An 18375-nucleotide genomic window follows, 5' to 3' on the forward strand; every position below is an offset into this window, starting at 1 on the left:
CCCATTTCAACTGCCTTGTACCGTAAGCATCTTGGGAGCCAATGGCTCCATGACAGAGTGCTGTGACCCGGTTCATGATCGCAAGGCCGATACGTGGTGTTTACCGGCCTTGATGCGGGTTGCGCCGCTCCGTGGCCGCGGCCTCGGGGCGCTGCCCCGGACCCCGCTGCTCAATCGCCGCAGGGGCTTGAAATGACGAAGGCCCCCGCGGAAGCGGGGGCCTTCGTTTTGGGTGCGCCATCAGGGACTCGAACCCCGGACACGCGGATTAAGAGTCCGCTGCTCTAACCAACTGAGCTAATGGCGCCGGTCGACCTGCATAACTTTACCCGAGGGTCCGGGGTGCTTCTGACCACTCGACACGCCGGGTAGGTGGGCGATTTCTGGTGGTTTCAATCATTTGGACCGTCAACATGCGATTTATCCGGACAGTTGAGACGCTTCCTGCGTGCGAAATCGAGGCTCGATATTCCAAAGTCCGGCACCGGAGTGTGAGGGGAATCGCATGGAGCGCACGGAGCGTACGAAGCGCGAGGACACGGCGGAGCTGATGCGCGCCCCGGTGTTCGAGGACGTCGACCCGGCCGAGGACTGCGACTGCGCGGGCTGCGCCGAGTGGCGGCGCGCGGTGTCGCACCCGGTGCGTACCAAGGTCGGTACCCGGCACGCCCTGGTCCTCGCCGCCGCCGCTGGCACCGTCATCGGCGGGCTCCAGACCACCCCGGCCGCCGCGGCCGAACACCACGAGGCCAGACCACTCACCCCGGCCCCGGACGACGGGGGCGGCACGACGCCGCAGGGCGGGACGGGACCGCTGCACGGAGCTCCGGCCCCGGCCGCCGGTTCCGTGTCACTGGTTCAGTCCACGGCTCTGCGCAAGACCTCCCGGGCCGCGATCCTCGACCGCGCCAGGAAATGGGTCGAGGCCAAGGTCCCGTACGACATGAACAAGTACTGGAAGGACGGCTACCGCCAGGACTGCTCCGGCTTCGTCTCCATGGCGTGGGGCCTGCCGGGCAACGAGTGGACCGGGAGCCTCGCCCAGTACGGCACCCGGATCACCAAGGCGCAGCTGCAACCCGGCGACATGCTGCTCTTCCACAACCCGGCCGACCCGGAGAAGGGCTCGCACGTCACGATCTTCGGCGGCTGGACGGACGCGTCCCGCACCCGGTACATCGCGTACGAGCAGACCAAGCCGGGCACGCGGGTGCAGGCCACCCCGTACGCGTACTGGAGCCACTCGAGCAGCTACGTCGCTTTCCGCTACAAGGCGGTCACGGGCGGCAGTTCGGGCGCGAGCGCGACGACGAAGTTCCCCGGCGCCAAGTACTTCGGCCCCGGCAAGAACAACGCGTACGTGACACGGCTCGGCAAGATGCTCGTCGAGCGCGGCGGCAAGCGGTTCTACCGAGTCGGGCCCGGCCCGAAGTGGAGCGAGGCCGACCGCAAGGCCACGCGCGCGTTCCAGCGTGCGCAGGGCTGGCGCGGCGCGGCGGCGGACGGCATCCCGGGCCCCACGACCTGGTCGTACCTGTCGACGGGACAGGGGCGCAGCATCCCGTCCTCAGGAAGCGGGGGCAGCGGCGGCAGCGGCGGCGCCGAGCGGGCCGGGGCCACCGCCTTCCCCGGCAAGGCGAAGTTCCGGCCCGGCGCCACCAACGCCGATGTCACGAAGCTCGGCAAGCAGCTCGTGAAGAAAGGATTCGGCAAGTTCTACACCAAGGGCCCCGGACCACGCTGGAGCGAGGCGGACCGACGCAACGTCGAGGCCTTCCAGCGCGCCCAGGGCTGGCGGGGCAAGGCGGCCGACGGCTACCCCGGCCCCGAGACCTGGCGCCGGCTGTTCTCGTGACGTGCAACGCGGAGGGTTCCATGAGCGAAACCGACGGAGGGACGCGCGCCGCGCGGCTCATCCGCAACGAGTCCACCACCGAGATCCCGGTCCATCTCCTCTTCCGTGACGACCCGGACCCGGTGGCCGTGCCGCTACGGCCCGCCGTGGTCACCAAGGCCCAGGTCGAGCGCGCGAGCGCGAAGTCCCCGGGCCGGACGTCCCGCCCCGCCCCGGCCCGCACCCCCAGCCGGCCCGCACCCTCCGTCGACCCCGACATCGAGGAGCGGACCGTGCGGACGCTGCCGGGTGCCGTCGGCGTGCTCGGCGGGGCGGTGGGCGCGGCCGGGGCCGCGGCCTCGCTCGGCTGGGCGGGAGCGCTGCCCCGGATCATGACGGATCTCATGACGGACCTGGCCGGCCCCGCCGGCCTCGACGGATACGCGGGCGCCGGGTTCGGGCCCGCGCAGTGGGCGGCGCTCGCCGGGTCATGCGCGCTCGCCCTGTTCGGCGTCGGCGGGCTCGCGCGCGGCCGGACCGGCGGGGCCTGGGTGCTCACGCGCTTCGGCCGCTACCGGGGGAGCGTGCGCAGGGCGGGTCTGCTGTGGCTGAACCCGCTGCTCGTGCGCCGCCGGGTGGACCTGCGGCTGCGGCACTGGCGCAGCGAGCCGATGCCGGCGGTCGACACCAATGGCGAGGCGCTGCGCGTCGTCGTGCTCGTCGCCTGGCGGATCAAGGACACGGCGCGGGCGACGCTCGGGACCGAGGACCACGAGACGTATCTGCGCGAGTGCGTGGAGTCGGGCCTCGCGCGGGTCCTGTCCCGACTGCCCGCCGTGGTCGGCGACCGGGACGCGCCCGTGCTGCGCAATGCGGAGGCCCTCGGCGACCTCCTCACGCGGCGCCTCGCCGAGGACGCGGCCCCGGTCGGCATCGAGGTGTTCTCGGCGCAGCCCACGCGGATCGAATACGAACCGGAGGTGGCCGCGGCGATGCGGCGCCGCCGGATCGCGGCCCTCGACGCGCGGCGCCGGGACAGCGTCCTCACCACGGTCGTGGACTCGGTGGAGGACACCGTGACGCGGCTGACCGCGCGCGGGCTCGTCGATCTCGACGACTACGAGCGCAAGTTGCTCGTGAAGGATCTGACGGTGGCGTTCTACACGGGCCGAGGGGAGTGACGCCCCGGGGGTGACCGGGTGAGCTGGGTCAGTGGGGTGAGCGGAAGCGCTCGTGCCGGGAATTGCGATTGGTCTGGACATGCCCAACTCGCGGTTCTAGATTGTGCGTTGGTCTAGACCTGAACTGTTCGATCCATTGCTGTGCGCACGGCTTCCGGCACTCCCAACACCCCCCAGGAGCGGCAGCATGCGAAAGACCTCCACACGCACCAAGGTGTACGCGGCCCTGCTCGGCCTGACGACCGCGGGGGCGTTCGCGCTCTCCGCGGGCGGGGCCAGCGGTCACGGCTACACCGACCTGCCCGTCAGCAGGCAGAAGCTCTGCGCGAACGGTGGCGTCAGTGGCTGCGGCGACATCCAGTGGGAGCCGCAGAGCGTCGAGGGCCCCAAGGGCTTCCCGGCGGCGGGCCCCGCCGACGGGCAGCTCTGTTCGGCCGGGCACGGCAACTTCAGCGCGCTCGACGCCGCCAAGCAGCCGAACGGGAACGCCTGGCCGACCACGAAGGTGACGGGCGGTCAGAGTCAGACCTTCCGCTGGCAGTTCACCGCGCGGCACTCCACCACGGACTTCCGCTACTACATCACCAAGGACGGCTGGGACCAGAGCAAGCCGCTGACCCGGTCGGCGCTTCAGACGACCCCGTTCCTCACGGTCCCGTACGGCGGTCAGCCGCCGGCGACGCTCTCGCACTCCGGCACGCTGCCCTCCGGGAAGTCGGGCCACCACGTGATCCTCGCGGTGTGGACCGTCGCGGACACGGCGAACGCCTTCTACGCGTGCTCGGACGTCACGTTCTGAGTCCCCGGGTCCCCGGCGTGCTGCCCCACGGCACGCCGGGGGTTGCGGCACCCGGCGTTACGGCCCCGGGGCTCTGCCCCGGACCCCGCTGCTCAATCGCCGCAGGGGCTTGAATGGTGGCTCTGATGAGCTCTCGCCGGTTGACTCTCCACATCTGACGGCATGTCAATTATGGTGCACCGCCATGGGATCCATGACGACGCGCACCTTCGCGGAACTCATCCAGGAGCGCTGGGGCGACCACAGGCCCGGACTCGCGTACGAGGATCAGGTGCTCAGCCACCACCAGGTCGTGGCCGGGGCGGCGGCCCGCGCGGCGCTTCTCGGGGAGCTGCTGCCGCGGGCGGCGGACCCGCACATCGGCGTGCTCCTCGACAACACCCCTGAATTTCCCCAGTGGTTGGGCGCGGCCGCGCTCTCCGGGGCCGCCGTCGCCGGCCTCAATCCGACGCGGCGCGGCGCCGAACTCGCCCGCGACATCACCCACACCGAGTGCCGGGTCCTGGTGACCGAGCGGGCCCACCTCCCGCTGCTCGACGGCCTCGACCTGCCGGGCATCCGGATCCTGGTGACCGACACCGGCGCGTACGAGGAGCTGCTCGCACCGTACGAGGGTGCGAAGCCGGAGGCCGACGACCGGGTCGGGCCCGACACCCGCATGCTGCTGTACTTCACCTCCGGGTCGACCGGGGCCCCGAAGGCGGCGCTGTGCACGCAGGGGCGGCTGGCGGCGGCGGGGCGGTCCCTCGTCGGCAACTTCGGCGTGCGCCCCGACGACGTGCACTACATCTGCATGCCCCTCTTCCACGGCAACGCGGTCATCGCGGACTGGGCGCCGGCCGTCGCGGCGGGCGCCGGGGTCGCGCTGCGCCGCCGCTTCTCGGCGTCCCAGTTCCTGGGCGACGTACGCCGGTTCGGGGCCACGTACTTCACCTACGTGGGCCGGGCCGTCCAGTACATCCTGGCCACCGAGGAGCGGCCGGACGACCGGGACAATCCGCTCCGGGTCGGGTTCGGCACGGAGGCGGGGGCCGTGGACGCGGCGCGGTTCGAGGAGCGGTTCGGGGTGCGGCTCGTCGAGGGGTACGGGTCGTCGGAGGGCGGCGCCGCGGTGCAGCGCACGGCCGGCACGCCGGCGGGCGCGATCGGCCTGGCGGCTCCCGGCAGCGACCTCGTGGTGCTCGACCCGGAGACGAAGGAGGAGTGCCCGCCGGCCCGCTTCGACGAGAACGGCCGCCTCCTCAACGGAGCGGACGCGATAGGTGAGCTGGTCAACCGTGGCCGCTCGCCCTTCGAGGGGTACTGGCGCAACGACGCCGCGTACGCCGAGCGGGTCCGGGAGCACGGCTGGTACTGGACCGGCGACCACTTCTACCGGGACGCCGACGGGTTCCTCTACTTCGCGGGCCGCGGCGACGACAAGATCCGCGTCGACAGCGAGAACCTCGCCCCCGCCATGATCGAGAACATCCTCGCGCGCTGGTCGGACGCGGCGGCCGTCGCGGTCTACGGGGTGCCGGACCCGGTGGCGGGCGACCAGGTGATGGCGACGCTGGCGCTGCACGAGGGCCTCACCTTCGACCCCGACCGCTTCGACGCCTTCCTCCGCTCCCAGCCCGACCTCGGTACGAAGATGTCCCCCCGCTTCATCCGGGTGGTGGAGCGGATTCCGGTCACCGCGACGAACAAGGTGCGGCGCGGGGAGCTGCGCCGCGAGGGCTTCTGGAGCGGCGGCGAGCTCTGGTGGCGGCCCCCGGGCGACGCCGTCCACCGCCGCCTGACCGGCCACGACCGCGAGCGCCTCGCGGCGGCGTACCGGGAACGGGGCCGCGAGGACCTGATCGCCGCCCCGTGACGCCAGGGGCGCCGGTGGTCAAAAGCACCCCCTGGGGCCAGGTAGTATTTACCTCGTCAACCGGCGCCATTAGCTCAGTTGGTTAGAGCAGCGGACTCTTAATCCGCGTGTCCGGGGTTCGAGTCCCTGATGGCGCACAGTAACGAAGGCCCCCGCTTCCGCGGGGGCCTTCGTCGTGCATCGAGCGCGACTGGTCCATTCAAGCCCCTGCGGCGCTTGAGCAGCGGGGTCCGGGGCAGAGCCCCGAGGCCGTAACGCCGTCGCCGGTGAGCGGTCAGATCGCCAAGGAAAGAAGAACCGGCGCCGCCTCCTTGTTGAGCTGCTCCGCCGCATCGTGCAACCGGTGCGCATGCTCGACCGGAAGCGACAGCGCCAGGCAGCCGACGGAGGACCCCGCCGTGATGGGGACGGCCGCGCACACCGTGCCCACCGCGTACTCCTGGAGATCGAGCACCGGAACCGTCGCCGGCTGGGCCGCGAGGCGGGACAGCAGCACCTTCTCGCTGGTGATCGTGCGCGAGGTGAGGCGGGCCATCTTGTGGCGGGACAGATGATCCCGCCGCCCGTTCATGTCGAGCTGGCCGAGGAGGCTCTTGCCGATGGCGCTCGCGTGCGCCGAGACACGGAAGTCCACCCACTCGTTGACCGCGGGCGTCCCGGGGCCCGTCGCCACCTGCGTGATCCGGATCTCCCCGTCGACGTAGCGGCTCATGTAGACCGCCGCGCCCACATCGTCCCGCAGCCGGTCGAGGGTGCCCTGGAGCTTGGCGGTGAGCGCGGCCGCCCGGCCCTCCGCGGCGCCGAGCCTGGTCAGGGTCTCACCGGTGATGTACGCCCCGTCGGCGGTCTGCCGCACGTATCCCTCGCGGCGCAGCATGCGCAGCAGGATCGTCAGCTGGTCGGCGGGCAGTCCGGTGACGCGCGCCAGCTCCGTGTCGGTCACGCCCACGCCTCGGTGTGCGACGGTCTCCAGCACGCGCAAGGCGTGCTCCACCGACTCGTTCGGCTGGTGCGAGGACGCACCCTGCTCGTGCTTCAGCGCCACGGTTCTTCCCCCTGCATGGACCGGTTCCGGACAGCTGGGCTCCGTCCACGATAGCCGCCAACACCCCCATTGGGGGCGGAGGTTGGGGAGATTGGTGGCGCGCTCCGTGCCCCTCAGCAGGAACGCGCCACCGTGGCATATGCCAAAGTCATGCACCACTCGGTGAGCGGCTGGTCACAGGACCGCGCTCAGGAACTCCCTGGTGCGCTCGTGCTCCGGCTCCCCGAACATCTTCTCCGGCGATCCGGACTCGATGATGCGCCCCGAGTCGAACATCAGGACCTGGTCCGAGATGTCGCGGGCGAAGTTCATCTCGTGCGTCACGCACAGCATGGTGATGTCCGTGCTGTGCGCGATGTCCCGCAGGACGTCGAGGACGCCGGCCACCAGCTCCGGGTCGAGCGCCGACGTCACCTCGTCGAGCAGCAGGACCTGCGGCCGCATCGCCAGCGCGCGGGCGATCGCCACACGCTGCTGCTGGCCACCGGAGAGCTGCGAGGGATACGAGGCGCTCCGGTCGCCGAGGCCGACCATGTCGAGCAGCTCCTTGGCCCGCTGCTCCGCCTCGTCCTTGGACAGGCCGAGCACGTTGACCGGGGCCTCGGTGATGTTGCGCAGCACGTTCATGTTCGGGAACAGGTTGAACTGCTGGAAGACCATCCCGATGTTCTTGCGGATCTCGCGGATGTGCTTCTCGCCGGCCTGGACGAGCTTGCCGTCCTTCTGCTCGTGCGTGAGGTACTCGCCGCCGACCTTGATGGTGCCCTCGTCGGGCTTCATCAGCGTCATCAGGAGCCGCAGGATCGTGGTCTTGCCTGAGCCGGACGGGCCGATCAGCGTGACGTGCTTGCCGGAGTCGACCGAGAAGTCCAGGTTGTCCAGGACGGTGTTGCTGCCGAACCGCTTGGTGACCTTGTCGAAGCGGATGAGCTCGCTGCCGTCGACGGCAGGATTCGGGATTTCCTGGGAAGTGCTGCTGTCAGCGGACAAGACGACGCTCCAAAACTCGCAGAAGAAGAGAAGCCGGGTAGGCGATGACGATGAAGGCGACACCGACGACGCTGATGGCCTCGAAGGTGAAGGTGGTCTGGCTGAAGCCCTGGGCCTCGCCCAGCATGTCGAGGGCGCCGATCGCCATGATCTGCGGCGACTCCTTCAGCATGACGATCACGTAGTTGCCGAGCGCGGGGATCACCCTGCGCACCGCCTGCGGCAGGATCACCGCGCGCCAGGTGCGGCCCTTGGGCAGGCTGAGCGCGGTGGCCGCCTCCCACTGGCCGACGGGTACGCCGCCGATGCCGGCCCGGTAGACCTCGGACGTGTACGTCGAGTAGTGCAGGCCGAGTCCGACGACGCCGGTGACCAGCGGGGACATCGAGATGCCCCAGGAAGGAACGACGTAGAAGAGGAAGAACAGCTGCACCAGGAGCGGGGTGTTCCGGATGAACTCGGTGACCACCGTCACCGGCCAGCTGATCCACTTCGTGTTCGAGCGCTGCGCGATCGCCCACACCAGGCCGAGCAGGAAGGCGATGATCGCGCCGCCGACGAGCGCCTGGAGCGTGACGAGTACGCCGTCCCAGAACTGCGGCATGAAGTCCGCGACGTTGGACCAGTCCCAGTTCACTTGGCACCTCCGGCACCGGTGACGGCGTCGATCGTCGACTTGGAGCGCATCCCGCCGAGGAGCACGCGCAGACCGCCCTTCTCGGGCGCCTGGCCGATACGGCTCTTGGCGTGGCGCTCAAGCAGGCGCATGAGGCGCGTGAAGATGAAGGCGAAGACGAAGTACAGGACGAGCAGCAGCGTGTAGACCGGCGCGCTGTCGCCGGAGACGAGTCGCTTGAGGTTGCCCGCGAACGTCATGTCGGCCACCGCGATCAGGGAGACCAGCGAGGTTCCCTTGAGCAGCTCGATCAGCAGGTTGTTGAACGGCGGGATCATCTCCGGCCAGGCCTGCGGGAACTCGATGCGGCGCAGGCGCTGGGCGCGCGTGAAGTTGAGGGCGATGCCGGCCTCGCGCTGGGCGGGCGGCACCGCGGCGAGTGCGCCGCGCACGATCTCCGAACCGTAGGCGCCGTAGGTGATGCTGAGCGCCAGGATGCCCGCGAACATGGGCTGGAAGTTGATGTGGAACAGCATCGGCACGGTGAACGCGATCCAGAACATGAAGACCAGCGACGACGTGCTGCGGAAGATCTCGAAGTACGCACCGGACAGGAAGCGCACGAACCACACATTGGACGTGCGCAGCACGCCGATGATGATCGCGACGACGAAGGCGAAGATCGCGCTGAGGACCGTGATCTCGAGCGTGATCCAGATACCCGGCAGGAACCAGTTCTCGAAGAATTTCGCGGACATCATGAGGCGGCTCCCTTGGCAGGGGGGCAGAGTTTCTCGACCGTGAGGTCGGTCATCTCCTCCTTCGTGAAGCCGAAGGGCGCCATGATGCGCAGGAGTTCACCGCTGTCCTTGAGCTTGTGCAGCTCCTTGTTGAACGCGTCGCGCAGGTTCTTCTCCGACTTCCGGAACGCGAATCCGCCCGCTCCGTAGACCGGCTTTCCGTCCACGTAGGGCTGGAAGGGCGCGACGCCCTCGACCCCGCTCTTGCCCTTGATCACCCTACGGACCGTGACGGCCGTGCCGGCGAAGGCGTCGACCCGGCCCTGGCGCACGGCGTCGAGGCCCGCGACCTGGTCGGGCAGGATCAGCATGTCCTTGATGCCGTAGGCCTTGGCGGTATCGATCTCCGCGTAGGCCGTGCCCGTCGCGAACTTCAGCTTCTTGGCCGCGATTTCCTTGTACGTCTTGATGCCGTGCGGGTTTCCCTTGCGCACGATGAACGAGTCGGGCATCAGGTAGTCGGGATCGGAGAACAGCACCTGTGCGCAGCGATCCGGATTGATGTACATGCCCGCCGACACCACGTCGAACTGCTGCGCCTGGGTCAGCCCGGGAATCAGCGCGCTGAACTGCGTCGGCACCGCCTTCACCTTGGGCACACCGAGGCGCGGGAAAATCACCTTGGCGATGGCCGGCGCCTCCCCGGTCACCTCGCCGTTCTCGTCGATGTAGCCGAACGGGACCTCGCCCGCCACGCCGATCTTGACCTCTCCGGCGTCACGCAGCCGGTCCAGCAGATCCCCGCCCTTGACCTTCCCCTCCTCCGGCACGCGGGTACAGGCCGCGGCGCCGAACACACCCAGCGCCGCCGCCCCCGCACCGTAGAGCAGGGAGCGGCGGCGGACTGGTCTGGCGATGAATCCCTCATTGTTACCAAGTGGTGGAGCCATGGCGCGCCATTACCCGAAGCCCCGGGAGGTATGCCTATCGTTTTCGGCCCTTGATAAAGCCGAGATCTGAATTCGCGGCAATACGGCCATGTCCCAACTTCGCGCGATTCACGCGGTATTGGGGCCGGTGGAACTCGCCACTCCGGCCTCGTAGAACGCATGCGCCGTCCGGAGTACGAGATCGTCCCTGTGCCGCGCGGCCACGAGCTGGAGGCCGACCGGCAGACCGGCCCCGTCGAGCCCCACGGGCACGGAAGCGGCGGGCTGTTGGGTCAGGTTGAAGGGGTAGGTGAACGGGGTCCACCCCGTCCACCTGCGCAGTCCCGAGCCGCGCGGAACCTCGACTCCCGCCTCGAACGCGGTGATCGGCACCGGCGGCGTCACCAGCAGGTCGTACGTCGAGTGGAAGGCGCCCATCCGCCGACCGAGCGCCATCCGCCTGTCGACCGCCGCCAGATAGTCGAGCGCGCTGTACCGCGCGCCCCGGGCGCATATCTCCCGCAGCCCCGGATCGAGCAATTGCCGCTTGGACGCCGGGAGATGCTGCACCACCCGCGCCGCCCCGCTGAACCACAGCGTGTGGAACGAATCCACCGGATCCGTGAAATCCGGATCCACCTCCTCGACATACGCGCCGAGTTCGGCGAGCCGCGTCACCGCCGCCCGCACCACCGCGGCGACATCGGGCCGCACCGCCACCTGTCCGCCCAGCGTCGGCGAGTACGCGACCCGCAGCCCGCGCACCCCGCCGGGCAGCGCGTCCCGGAAGCCGCCGGACGGCGGTCCCGAGGCCGACCAGTCCCGCGGGTCGGGGCCCGAGATCACGTCCATCAGCAGCGCCGCGTCGGCCGCCGTGCGGGTCAGCGGGCCGACATGCGCGAGGGTTCCGAACGCCGACGACGGGTACAGCGGTACGCGCCCGTACGTCGGCTTGAGGCCGAAGATCCCGCAGAAGGAGGCAGGAATCCGCACCGAACCCCCGCCGTCCGTGCCGAGCGACAGCGGCCCCGCCCCGACCGCGACCGCCGCCGCGCTCCCGCCGCTCGAACCGCCCGCCGTGCGCGAGGTGTCGTACGGATTGCGGGTCGCGCCCGACAGCGGCGAATCCGTCACGCCCTTCCAGCCGAACTCGGGCGTCGTCGTCTTGCCGACGAAGACCGCGCCGTGCTCGCGCAGCCGGGCCACCGAAGGCGAGTCCTCGTCCCACCGACCCTGCTCGGACACGGTTCTCGAGCCCCGCAAGGTGGGCGCGCCCTTCTGCAACAGGATGTCCTTCACCGACACCGGCACCCCGTCGACCAGGCCCATCGGCTCGCCCTCGCGCCACCGCCGCGCGCTCGCCTCCGCGCCGGCGAGGGCCCCCTCCGCGTCGACCCGCACGAACGCGTTCAGCTCCGGTTCGGTCTCCTCGATCCTGGCGAGCACGGCGCGGGTCGCGTCGACCGGGCTGAACTCCCCCTTGCGATATCCCTCGACGAGGTCCTGCGCGGTCAGTCCGATGAGCTCGCTCGTCATCCGCCCTCCAGCGTCAGCGATCGCGATACGTTGCCGGGGACCTACCCAGGATCACCTCGTCGGGCACGGACATCGCGGGGAAACCGGCAGGCAATGAAGATCCGCTTTCCTGGACGCGAGAAGTCGGGAACAGCCACCCATTTCATGAACACCAGAAAGATCAAAGGCACCTGCCGACATGTGCGGATTGACCCCGCAGGCACCGGAACCTACCGTCGACAACAGAGGTACTTCACCAGGGTTCCTGCACCTTGTTTCGCGCTGTGTCGCTGTCCCGACGTCCCGGCGGTTCGCCGGCTCAAGCACCACACCGGCATTGATCAGTCAGCTGAACATGGGGCCTGCTCATGGACGTCTCATTCCTGGGGGGACCGGAACCGCAGCGCGGTGTGGGCGTCGTCGCCCCGTTCGACTTCGCTCTCGACCGCGAGCTGTGGCGCTGGGTACCCGACCACGTCTCCCTCCACCTCACCCGTACTCCGTTCGTGCCCGTCGAGGTCGGCCTCGACCTGGCGCGCCTCGTCAGTGAGCACGAGACGCTCGGCGAGGCGGTCCGCGCGCTCGGCGCCACCGGGCCGGAAGTCCTCGCGTACGCCTGCGCCTCCGGCAGCTTCGTCGGCGGGGTCGCGGGGGAGCGCGCGCTGTGCGCGGCGATGCAGCGGGCCGGCGAGCTGCCCGCCGTGACCACGTCAGGGGCGCTGCTCGAGGCGCTGTCCGAACTGGGCGCGCGGCGCATCGCCCTCGTCACTCCCTATACGCGATCGGTCACCGAATCGCTGGAGGAGTATCTGTCGGAGGCCGGCATCACGGTCACCGGCCGGGCCTACCTCGGACTGACCCGGCACATCTGGAAGGTCCCCTACCGGGACGTGGCCACGATGGCCAGGGAAGCCGGGACCGCCGGGGCCGACGCGCTCTTCATCAGCTGCACCAACCTCCCGACCTACGACATCATCCCGCAGCTGGAAGCGGAGCTGCGGGTACCGGTGATCTCGGCCAATCAAGTCACGATGTGGGCAGCCCTCGCCCGGCTGGGTACGCGTGCGGTGGGGCCCTACCAGGCGCTGCTCGACCCGGCGGCGCGGGTGTGGCCCCCGGCGGAGCTGCCGGAGGCGCTGCCTCCGGAGGAACTGCCGAAGGAACGGTCGAAGGAACAGGAAGGGTGGGCATAGGGCATGACCTCGCTGGGATTTCTGTACCCCGGACACTCCGCGGAGGACGACTACCCGCGCATCGAGATGCTGATCGACAGCGATGTGCGGCTGCCCGTCGTCCACACCGACATCGGGGAGGACGCGCACCGTGTCGACGCGCTGCTGAAGATGGGTGCGCCGGACCGGCTCGCCGCGGGGGTCGAGGAGCTGCGGCTCTCCGGCGCGGAGGCGGTGGTCTGGGCGTGCACGTCCGGGAGCTTCGTCTTCGGTTGGGACGGTGCGCACGACCAGGTTCGCGGCCTGGCGAGGGCGGCGGGGCTGCCCGCCTCCAGTACGTCCTTCGCGTTCGCGCACGCGTTGCGGGAGGTGCGGGCGCGGCGGGTGGCGGTGGCCGCGACGTATCCGGAGGATGTCGCGGGCCATTTCGCCACGTTCTTGAAGGCGGCCGGGGCGGAGGTCGTGTCGGTGAGCGGCAGCGGGATCATCACGGCGGCGGAGGTCGGTACGTGGGGGTGGGACGAGGTCCTCGCGATGGCCCGGGCCGGTGACCATCCCGACGCGGACGCGGTTCTCCTTCCGGATACGGCGTTGCACACGGCGGCGTATGTGCGTGACCTGGAGGCGGAGCTCGGCAAGCCGGTTCTCACGGCGAATCAGGTCACCGTCTGGGAGGCGCTGCGACTCGTCGACCGGCGGGTCAACGCGCCGGCCCTCGGCGCGCTCTTCACGAAGGAGCCGCTGGTCCAGGTCTGACACCCGGCTCCGCCCGGTCACGGCTCCTCCGACGGAGCCCCGTCCCCCGGCCACGGGGCTCCGCCCCGGACCCCGCGCCTCAATCGCCGGCGGGGCTTGATTTTGCCCACCCGCCGCCGTCGCCTTGGGCAATCTGCCGCCTTGGGCGGCAGGGTGGGCAAGGCGGCCCCCGGTGCCGCGCATCGCGAACGGTGGGACCGGCCACGGTGCGGGAATAAAGCGGAGTAGGCCTCCGTTACGTTCGGGAAGAGACAGTCACCCGTACGTACGTATTCGCAGGAGGACCCGTGATCCGCGGCGCAGCCCTCGGGACCGCACCCACCCCGCTCTCCGTCCTGGACCTGGTCACCGTGGGAGCGGGCCGCACGGCGACCCAGGCCCTCCGCACCAGCGTGGACATCGCCCGCCTCGCCGAGACCCGCGGCTACCACCGCTACTGGGTCGCCGAGCACCACTCGATGCCGGGCGTCGCGTCCAGCAGCCCCGCCGTGATCCTGGCCCACCTGGCCGCCCACACGGACCGCATCCGCCTCGGCTCCGGCGGCGTCATGCTCCCGAACCACGCCCCGCTCGTGATCGCGGAACAGTTCGGCACGTTGGAGGCGATGGCCCCGGGCCGCGTCGACCTCGGCCTCGGCCGCGCCCCGGGGACGGACGGCGCCACCGCCGCCGCCCTGCGCCGCACCGATCGTCTCAACGAGGGCGCCGACGACTTCCCGCAGCAGCTCGTCGAACTCACCCGCTTCCTCGACGACGACTTCCCGGACGGCCACCCGTACTCCCGCATCCACGCGGTCCCGGGCCCCGTCCAGGCCACGTCCCCGGGCGGCGTCCAGGACCCGAACCGCCCGCCGGTCTGGCTCCTCGGATCCTCCGGCTTCAGCGCCCGCCTGGCCGCGACGCTCGGCCTGCCGTTCGCCTTCGCGCACCACTTCTCGGCGCAGAACACCCTCCCGGCGCTCGACCTGTACCGGGAGAACTTCCGCCCGTCCGAGCTGCTGTCCGAGCCCTACGCCCTCATCGGCGTCTCGGCCCTCGCGACGGACGACGACGGCACGGAGGCCCGCCGCCAGGTCCTCGCCGCCGCCCTCAACATGGTCCGGCTGCGCACCGGCCGCCCCGGCCTCGTGCCGACGCCCGAGGAGGCGGAGGCGTACCAGTTCAACGAGATGGAGCGGGACTTCATCCAGTCCTGGAACTCCAACGTCATCCACGGCACCCCCGACGAGGTCCGCTCCGGCCTCGACGAGCTGCAAAAGCGCACGGGCGCCGACGAGTTGATGCTCACGGCCAACGCCCACGGCGGCGACGTACGCCTGCGCTCCTACGAACTCATCGCGGATGCCTACGGGTTGCCGCGCGCCTGACAGCGCTTCGGCGGCGGATCACCCGCGCTCCGCGAGGAGCCCAGAGATACGATCCGCCGCCACCGGCCGCGAGTAGAGCCAGCCCTGCCCGGTGTCGCAGCCGAGCCGACGCAGCCGCTCCGCCTGCTCCGCCGTCTCCACGCACTCGGCGGTCACGGTGAGCCCGAGCCGGTGCGCCAACTGCACGAGCGCCTCGACGATCATCGCGTCCGCCGGCTCCGCGGGTACGGACCCGTCGCCCCGGAACCCCCGCACGAACGCCCCGTCGAGCTTGAGCACCGACACCGGCAGCCGGCTGAGGTACGCGAGGTTGGAGTACCCGGTGCCGAAGTCGTCGATGGCGATGCGCACACCCATGTCGTTCAGTGCCCGGAGCGCTTGCAGCGGCCGCCCCGTCGAACCCATCACGGCGGACTCGATCAGCTCCAACTGGAGGAGTTCCGGCGGGAGTCCGGTCTCGGCGAGGATCTGCGCGACCTCCGTCACCAGATCCGAGTCCCACATCTGACGCACCGCCACATTCACGCTCACGAACACCGGTTGCGCCTCGGGGTGCTCCACCTGCCAGCGCCGCGCCTGCGCGCAGGCCGTCCGCAGCACCCACCGCCCCAACTCCACGATGGAGCCGTCCTCTTCGGCCAGTCCGATGAACCGATTCGGCGTCAGCAGGCCGAACTGCGGGTGCCGCCAGCGCACCAGCGCCTCGACCCCGCGCAGCGCGCCGTCCGCCATCTCCACCAACGGCTGGTACTCCAGGGCGAATTCACCCCGGTCGACCGCGGGCCGCAGGCTCGACGACAGGGCCTGGCGGGTCATCCGGCGGGCGTTGCGCTCCGGGTCGAAGAACGTCCAGCGGGCCTTGCCGTCCGCCTTCGCCCAGTACAGCGTGGTGTCGGCCGCCTGCATCAGGGCCGTCGTGCTGGTGCCCGTGACCTGCCGCTCGACGACGCCGATCGAGGCGGAGACCGACACCTGCTCACCGGCCAGGTCGAAGGGCCTGCGCAGTGCGTCGAGCACCGCCCGGGCGAGCTCGGCGACCTGCTCCGTACCGGTGGAGTCCTCGACGAGCAGCGCGAATTCGTCGCCGCCGAGCCGGGCCACCAGCGGGGTGCCCGTGGCGCTCTGCGCGCGGTCCGCGCAGCGCGTGAGCCGCTCGGCGACGGCGACGAGCAGCCGGTCGCCGACGGGATGCCCGAGGGAGTCGTTGACCGCCTTGAACCCGTCGAGGTCGAGCAGGCAGAGCCCCACGCGCCCGGTCGCGCCCGCGCTCTCGTACGTCCCCGACTCCAGGGCGGCGGAGACACGCTCGAAGAACAGGGTGCGATTGGGCAGCCTGGTCAGCGGATCGTGCAACTCCAGGTGGTGCAGCCGGTCCTGGAGCCCGCGGTGCGCGGTGATGTCGCTGAGCGAGAGCAGCACGGCGTCCGCGTCCGGGAGCGGCGACACCGTGACACGCAGCCACATCGAGTGGCCCGAGGGGTGCTTGAGGCGGCGGGTGCGGCTGAGCCGGGCCTGACGTCCGCGCAGGATCTCCTGATAGGCGTCCGCGGTGCGCGGGTCCGAGCGCAGGTCGAGCAGTTCGTCGACGGCGCGGCCCGTGAGCTGCCCGGTGTGCTCCCCGGCGTCCTCCCCGCACAGCAGCGCGCACGCGGCGTCGTTGGCGCCGACGATCACGCCGTCGCGGTCGACGACCGCCATGGCCAGCGGCGACGTCGCGAACGCCGGCCGGTAGAGGGCCTGGGCGGCCGGGGGCCGGGAAGCCGACCGGCCGCTCTCACTCTCCGTGATCTCCGAGGTCTCCGTGAGCCCCGGGATCCCCGCGAGGGGATCGTGGCGTAGGCCGGGCGGGGCCACCCGGCGCGCGGTCGTGGGCCCTTCGGGCTGTGCGCTCACCGCTCGCTCCCGTGGTGCGTCGGTTGGTTGCGTGGTCTGCTGCGGCCGGGTCCCGGCAGGAAAGTGTGCCGATCATAGAGGCAGGTCGGACGGCCTATCCAGCCTGGTTTGCAGTGTGCACGGGTTTCGGGCCGCCGCAGCCCGCCGCGGTAGATCGTTTCTGCTCGACGCTGCCCCACCTTCTGTCGCGGCCCGATCGCGGGCGATCGACTGTGACGTTCCGTGATCGGCCGGAGTGTCGTCCGCTCACTCATCCGGGCCAGATAAACAGGGCAAAGCCCATCAAATACCAACACTCTGGGTTGGGTGTCCCGCATTCCCGTCCCGGAGGTCGACTTGCCGCGTCCGCAGCCACTCGGGGGAGTGGACAAGCCGCGCCCGCGCGCCCTCGCGGCGGCGCTCACCGCCTTCGCCGCCGTGGCCGCGACGGGGCTCGTCGCGGGACCGGCCTCGGCCGTACCGTTCGCCGGGCCCTGCGCCCTGGAGCGCACCGCGGCCCACCACTCCGAGGGCCTGGACACCTGGAACGCGGCGTACCCGAAGCCCCAGAAGAAGCTCAACGCCGTGATGGTCTTCCTCTCGTTCCCCGACTCGCTGCCCCTGACCACGCCCGACGAGCTGGCCTCCGACTACTTCCCGTCCACCAGCCGCTTCTTCGACCGGGCCTCGTACGGGAAGTTCTCCCTGCTCCCGCATCCGCAGCGGCGGTGGATCCAGATGCCGCACGCCTCGACCGCGTACGCCATACAGCGCGACTGGGACGCCGCGCACCGCGGCGCGTATCTGCGGGACGCCCTGAAGGCGGCGGATCCGCACACGGACTTCAGCAAGTACGACGTCGTCTACTTCGTCGCCGACCCGGACGCGCCCGGTGTCGACTCGGACGCGACGAAGGTCGTGAACTTCGACCGGCCGATGCGCGCGGACGGTACGGACATCCGCCGCATCGTGACGGTCTTCGAGCGTCATCCGCCGGACCGCAATGTGCTCGCGCACGAGACGGGGCACGTCTTCGATCTGCCCGACCTCTACCACCGGCCCACCGACGGCAAGGGGGACTGGGACACGTACGTCGGTGACTGGGACGTCATGGGCAGCCAGTTCGGGCTCTCGCCGGACCTGTTCGGCTGGCACAAGTGGAAGCTGGGGTGGCTGGACCGGCGGCAGGTGGCGTGTGTGAAGCGCAGTGGTGAGACCCGGCTGACGCTGGAGCCGTTGAGCACGGAGCCGCGGGGGGCGGGCGCGGCGTTCGGCGCGGGTGGTGGCACCAAGCTCGCCGTGATCCGTACGGGTGTCGACAGCGCGATCGCCCTGGAGGCGCGGGGTGGCGCCGGCAATGACGCCGCGACCTGTACCCGGGGTGTTCTCGTCTACCGCGTACGCAGCGATTCCTCGTCCGGGGGCGGTCCCGTGGAGGTGCTCGACGCGCATCCCCGTACGGAGGCCTGCTATGGCGAATCCGTCTATCCGCCGCTGGCCGACGCGCCGGTGGGGGTGGGGGAGACGTTCACGGTGCCGGGCGACGACATCCGCGTCGAGGCGGAGGGCCGGACGGCTTCGGGGTCGTGGACGGTGAAGGTGACGACCGAGGGCTGACTGGGGCGTCCACCCCGGCTCCCTCACGGGGGTGTGGGTGGCGGAGCCCCCACAACGCGCGGCGGAGCCGCGTAAAACACGAGTGGC

At 70.6% G+C, this 18375-nt stretch carries 15 protein-coding genes and 2 tRNA genes; 9 read left to right on the forward strand and 8 right to left on the reverse strand.

Features of this window, described 5'->3' with window-relative positions; translation table 11 throughout:
* Positions 1-233 precede the first annotated feature (233 nt).
* Positions 234-307 (reverse strand) — tRNA-Lys (locus ACP4E5_RS27990).
* Between the two features lie 243 nt (positions 308-550).
* Here ACP4E5_RS27990 and ACP4E5_RS27995 point away from each other — a divergent pair.
* From ACP4E5_RS27995 to ACP4E5_RS28015, 5 genes are all read left to right on the forward strand, one after another.
* Positions 551-1855, forward strand: a complete 1305-nt coding sequence (locus tag ACP4E5_RS27995) for a peptidoglycan-binding protein (RefSeq protein WP_425841708.1) — start codon at positions 551-553, stop codon at positions 1853-1855.
* A 20-nt stretch (positions 1856-1875) separates the two neighbouring features.
* Positions 1876-3015 (forward strand): SPFH domain-containing protein, encoded by a 1140-nt coding sequence (locus ACP4E5_RS28000; RefSeq protein WP_425833339.1) that lies wholly within the window; start codon positions 1876-1878, stop codon positions 3013-3015.
* A 187-nt stretch (positions 3016-3202) separates the two neighbouring features.
* Positions 3203-3814, forward strand: coding sequence for a lytic polysaccharide monooxygenase auxiliary activity family 9 protein (locus ACP4E5_RS28005; RefSeq protein ID WP_425833341.1), 612 nt, complete (start codon positions 3203-3205; stop codon positions 3812-3814).
* 184 nt (positions 3815-3998) lie between these two features.
* Positions 3999-5669, forward strand: a complete 1671-nt coding sequence (locus ACP4E5_RS28010) for an AMP-binding protein (protein WP_425833343.1) — start codon at positions 3999-4001, stop codon at positions 5667-5669.
* A gap of 63 nt (positions 5670-5732) precedes the next feature.
* Positions 5733-5806, forward strand: a tRNA-Lys gene (locus ACP4E5_RS28015).
* 137 nt (positions 5807-5943) lie between these two features.
* Here ACP4E5_RS28015 and ACP4E5_RS28020 read toward each other — a convergent pair.
* The 6 genes from ACP4E5_RS28020 to ACP4E5_RS28045 all read right to left on the reverse strand — a co-directional run bounded on the left by ACP4E5_RS28020 (position 5944) and on the right by ACP4E5_RS28045 (position 11525).
* Entirely contained in the window at positions 5944-6714 is a 771-nt protein-coding gene (locus ACP4E5_RS28020; RefSeq protein WP_425833345.1) for an IclR family transcriptional regulator, read from the reverse strand.
* A 174-nt stretch (positions 6715-6888) separates the two neighbouring features.
* Positions 6889-7704, reverse strand: a complete 816-nt coding sequence (gene ehuA, locus ACP4E5_RS28025; RefSeq protein WP_425833347.1) for an ectoine/hydroxyectoine ABC transporter ATP-binding protein EhuA — start codon at positions 7702-7704, stop codon at positions 6889-6891.
* Positions 7694-8341 carry an ectoine/hydroxyectoine ABC transporter permease subunit EhuD gene (gene ehuD, locus ACP4E5_RS28030; protein ID WP_425833349.1) on the reverse strand — a complete coding sequence of 216 codons (648 nt, stop codon included), beginning with the start codon at positions 8339-8341 and terminating at the stop codon, positions 7694-7696. Before ehuD ends, ehuA begins: the two co-directional genes overlap by 11 nt.
* Entirely contained in the window at positions 8338-9081 is a 744-nt protein-coding gene (gene ehuC / locus ACP4E5_RS28035; RefSeq protein ID WP_425833351.1) for an ectoine/hydroxyectoine ABC transporter permease subunit EhuC, read from the reverse strand. The genes ehuD and ehuC overlap by 4 nt, the downstream gene beginning before the upstream one ends.
* Positions 9078-10010 carry an ectoine/hydroxyectoine ABC transporter substrate-binding protein EhuB gene (gene ehuB / locus ACP4E5_RS28040; protein WP_425833353.1) on the reverse strand — a complete coding sequence of 311 codons (933 nt, stop codon included), beginning with the start codon at positions 10008-10010 and terminating at the stop codon, positions 9078-9080. Before ehuB ends, ehuC begins: the two co-directional genes overlap by 4 nt.
* 108 nt (positions 10011-10118) lie before the next feature.
* Entirely contained in the window at positions 10119-11525 is a 1407-nt protein-coding gene (locus ACP4E5_RS28045) for an amidase (protein WP_425833355.1), read from the reverse strand.
* A gap of 347 nt (positions 11526-11872) precedes the next feature.
* Here ACP4E5_RS28045 and ACP4E5_RS28050 point away from each other — a divergent pair, with 347 nt between their 5' ends.
* The 3 genes from ACP4E5_RS28050 to ACP4E5_RS28060 all read left to right on the forward strand — a co-directional run bounded on the left by ACP4E5_RS28050 (position 11873) and on the right by ACP4E5_RS28060 (position 14799).
* A complete protein-coding gene (locus ACP4E5_RS28050; protein ID WP_425833357.1) occupies positions 11873-12697 on the forward strand; it encodes a maleate cis-trans isomerase family protein in 825 nt (274 codons plus the stop codon).
* A 3-nt stretch (positions 12698-12700) separates the two neighbouring features.
* Entirely contained in the window at positions 12701-13432 is a 732-nt protein-coding gene (locus ACP4E5_RS28055; RefSeq protein WP_425833359.1) for a maleate cis-trans isomerase family protein, read from the forward strand.
* Positions 13433-13719: 287 nt separating this feature from the next.
* Positions 13720-14799, forward strand: a complete 1080-nt coding sequence (locus ACP4E5_RS28060) for an LLM class flavin-dependent oxidoreductase (protein ID WP_425833361.1) — start codon at positions 13720-13722, stop codon at positions 14797-14799.
* Positions 14800-14817: 18 nt separating this feature from the next.
* On the opposite strand, the gene ACP4E5_RS28065 is transcribed toward ACP4E5_RS28060, so the two are convergent.
* Entirely contained in the window at positions 14818-16692 is a 1875-nt protein-coding gene (locus tag ACP4E5_RS28065; protein WP_425833363.1) for a putative bifunctional diguanylate cyclase/phosphodiesterase, read from the reverse strand.
* A 306-nt stretch (positions 16693-16998) separates the two neighbouring features.
* Between ACP4E5_RS28065 and ACP4E5_RS28070 the strand changes: the two genes are divergently transcribed.
* Complete coding sequence (locus tag ACP4E5_RS28070) at positions 16999-18288, forward strand: M6 family metalloprotease domain-containing protein (RefSeq protein WP_425833365.1); 1290 nt, start codon at positions 16999-17001, stop codon at positions 18286-18288.
* The last annotated feature ends 87 nt before the right edge of the window (positions 18289-18375 follow it).

Source organism: Streptomyces fractus (assembly GCF_049844455.1).
GTDB lineage: Bacteria > Actinomycetota > Actinomycetes > Streptomycetales > Streptomycetaceae > Streptomyces > Streptomyces fractus.

Bases quoted from the DNA above. Each gene is read 5' to 3' on its own strand.
- ACP4E5_RS28045 (WP_425833355.1), bottom strand. From the start codon at position 11,525: ATGACGAGCGAGCTCATCGGACTGACCGCGCAGGACCTCGTCGAGGGA.
- ACP4E5_RS28010 (WP_425833343.1), top strand. From the start codon at position 3,999: ATGGGATCCATGACGACGCGCACCTTCGCGGAACTCATCCAGGAGCGC.
- ACP4E5_RS28050 (WP_425833357.1), top strand. From the start codon at position 11,873: ATGGACGTCTCATTCCTGGGGGGACCGGAACCGCAGCGCGGTGTGGGC.
- ehuC (WP_425833351.1), bottom strand. From the start codon at position 9,081: ATGATGTCCGCGAAATTCTTCGAGAACTGGTTCCTGCCGGGTATCTGG.
- ACP4E5_RS28055 (WP_425833359.1), top strand. From the start codon at position 12,701: ATGACCTCGCTGGGATTTCTGTACCCCGGACACTCCGCGGAGGACGAC.
- ACP4E5_RS28000 (WP_425833339.1), top strand. From the start codon at position 1,876: ATGAGCGAAACCGACGGAGGGACGCGCGCCGCGCGGCTCATCCGCAAC.
- ACP4E5_RS27995 (WP_425841708.1), top strand. From the start codon at position 551: ATGCGCGCCCCGGTGTTCGAGGACGTCGACCCGGCCGAGGACTGCGAC.
- ACP4E5_RS28005 (WP_425833341.1), top strand. From the start codon at position 3,203: ATGCGAAAGACCTCCACACGCACCAAGGTGTACGCGGCCCTGCTCGGC.
- ehuB (WP_425833353.1), bottom strand. From the start codon at position 10,010: ATGGCTCCACCACTTGGTAACAATGAGGGATTCATCGCCAGACCAGTC.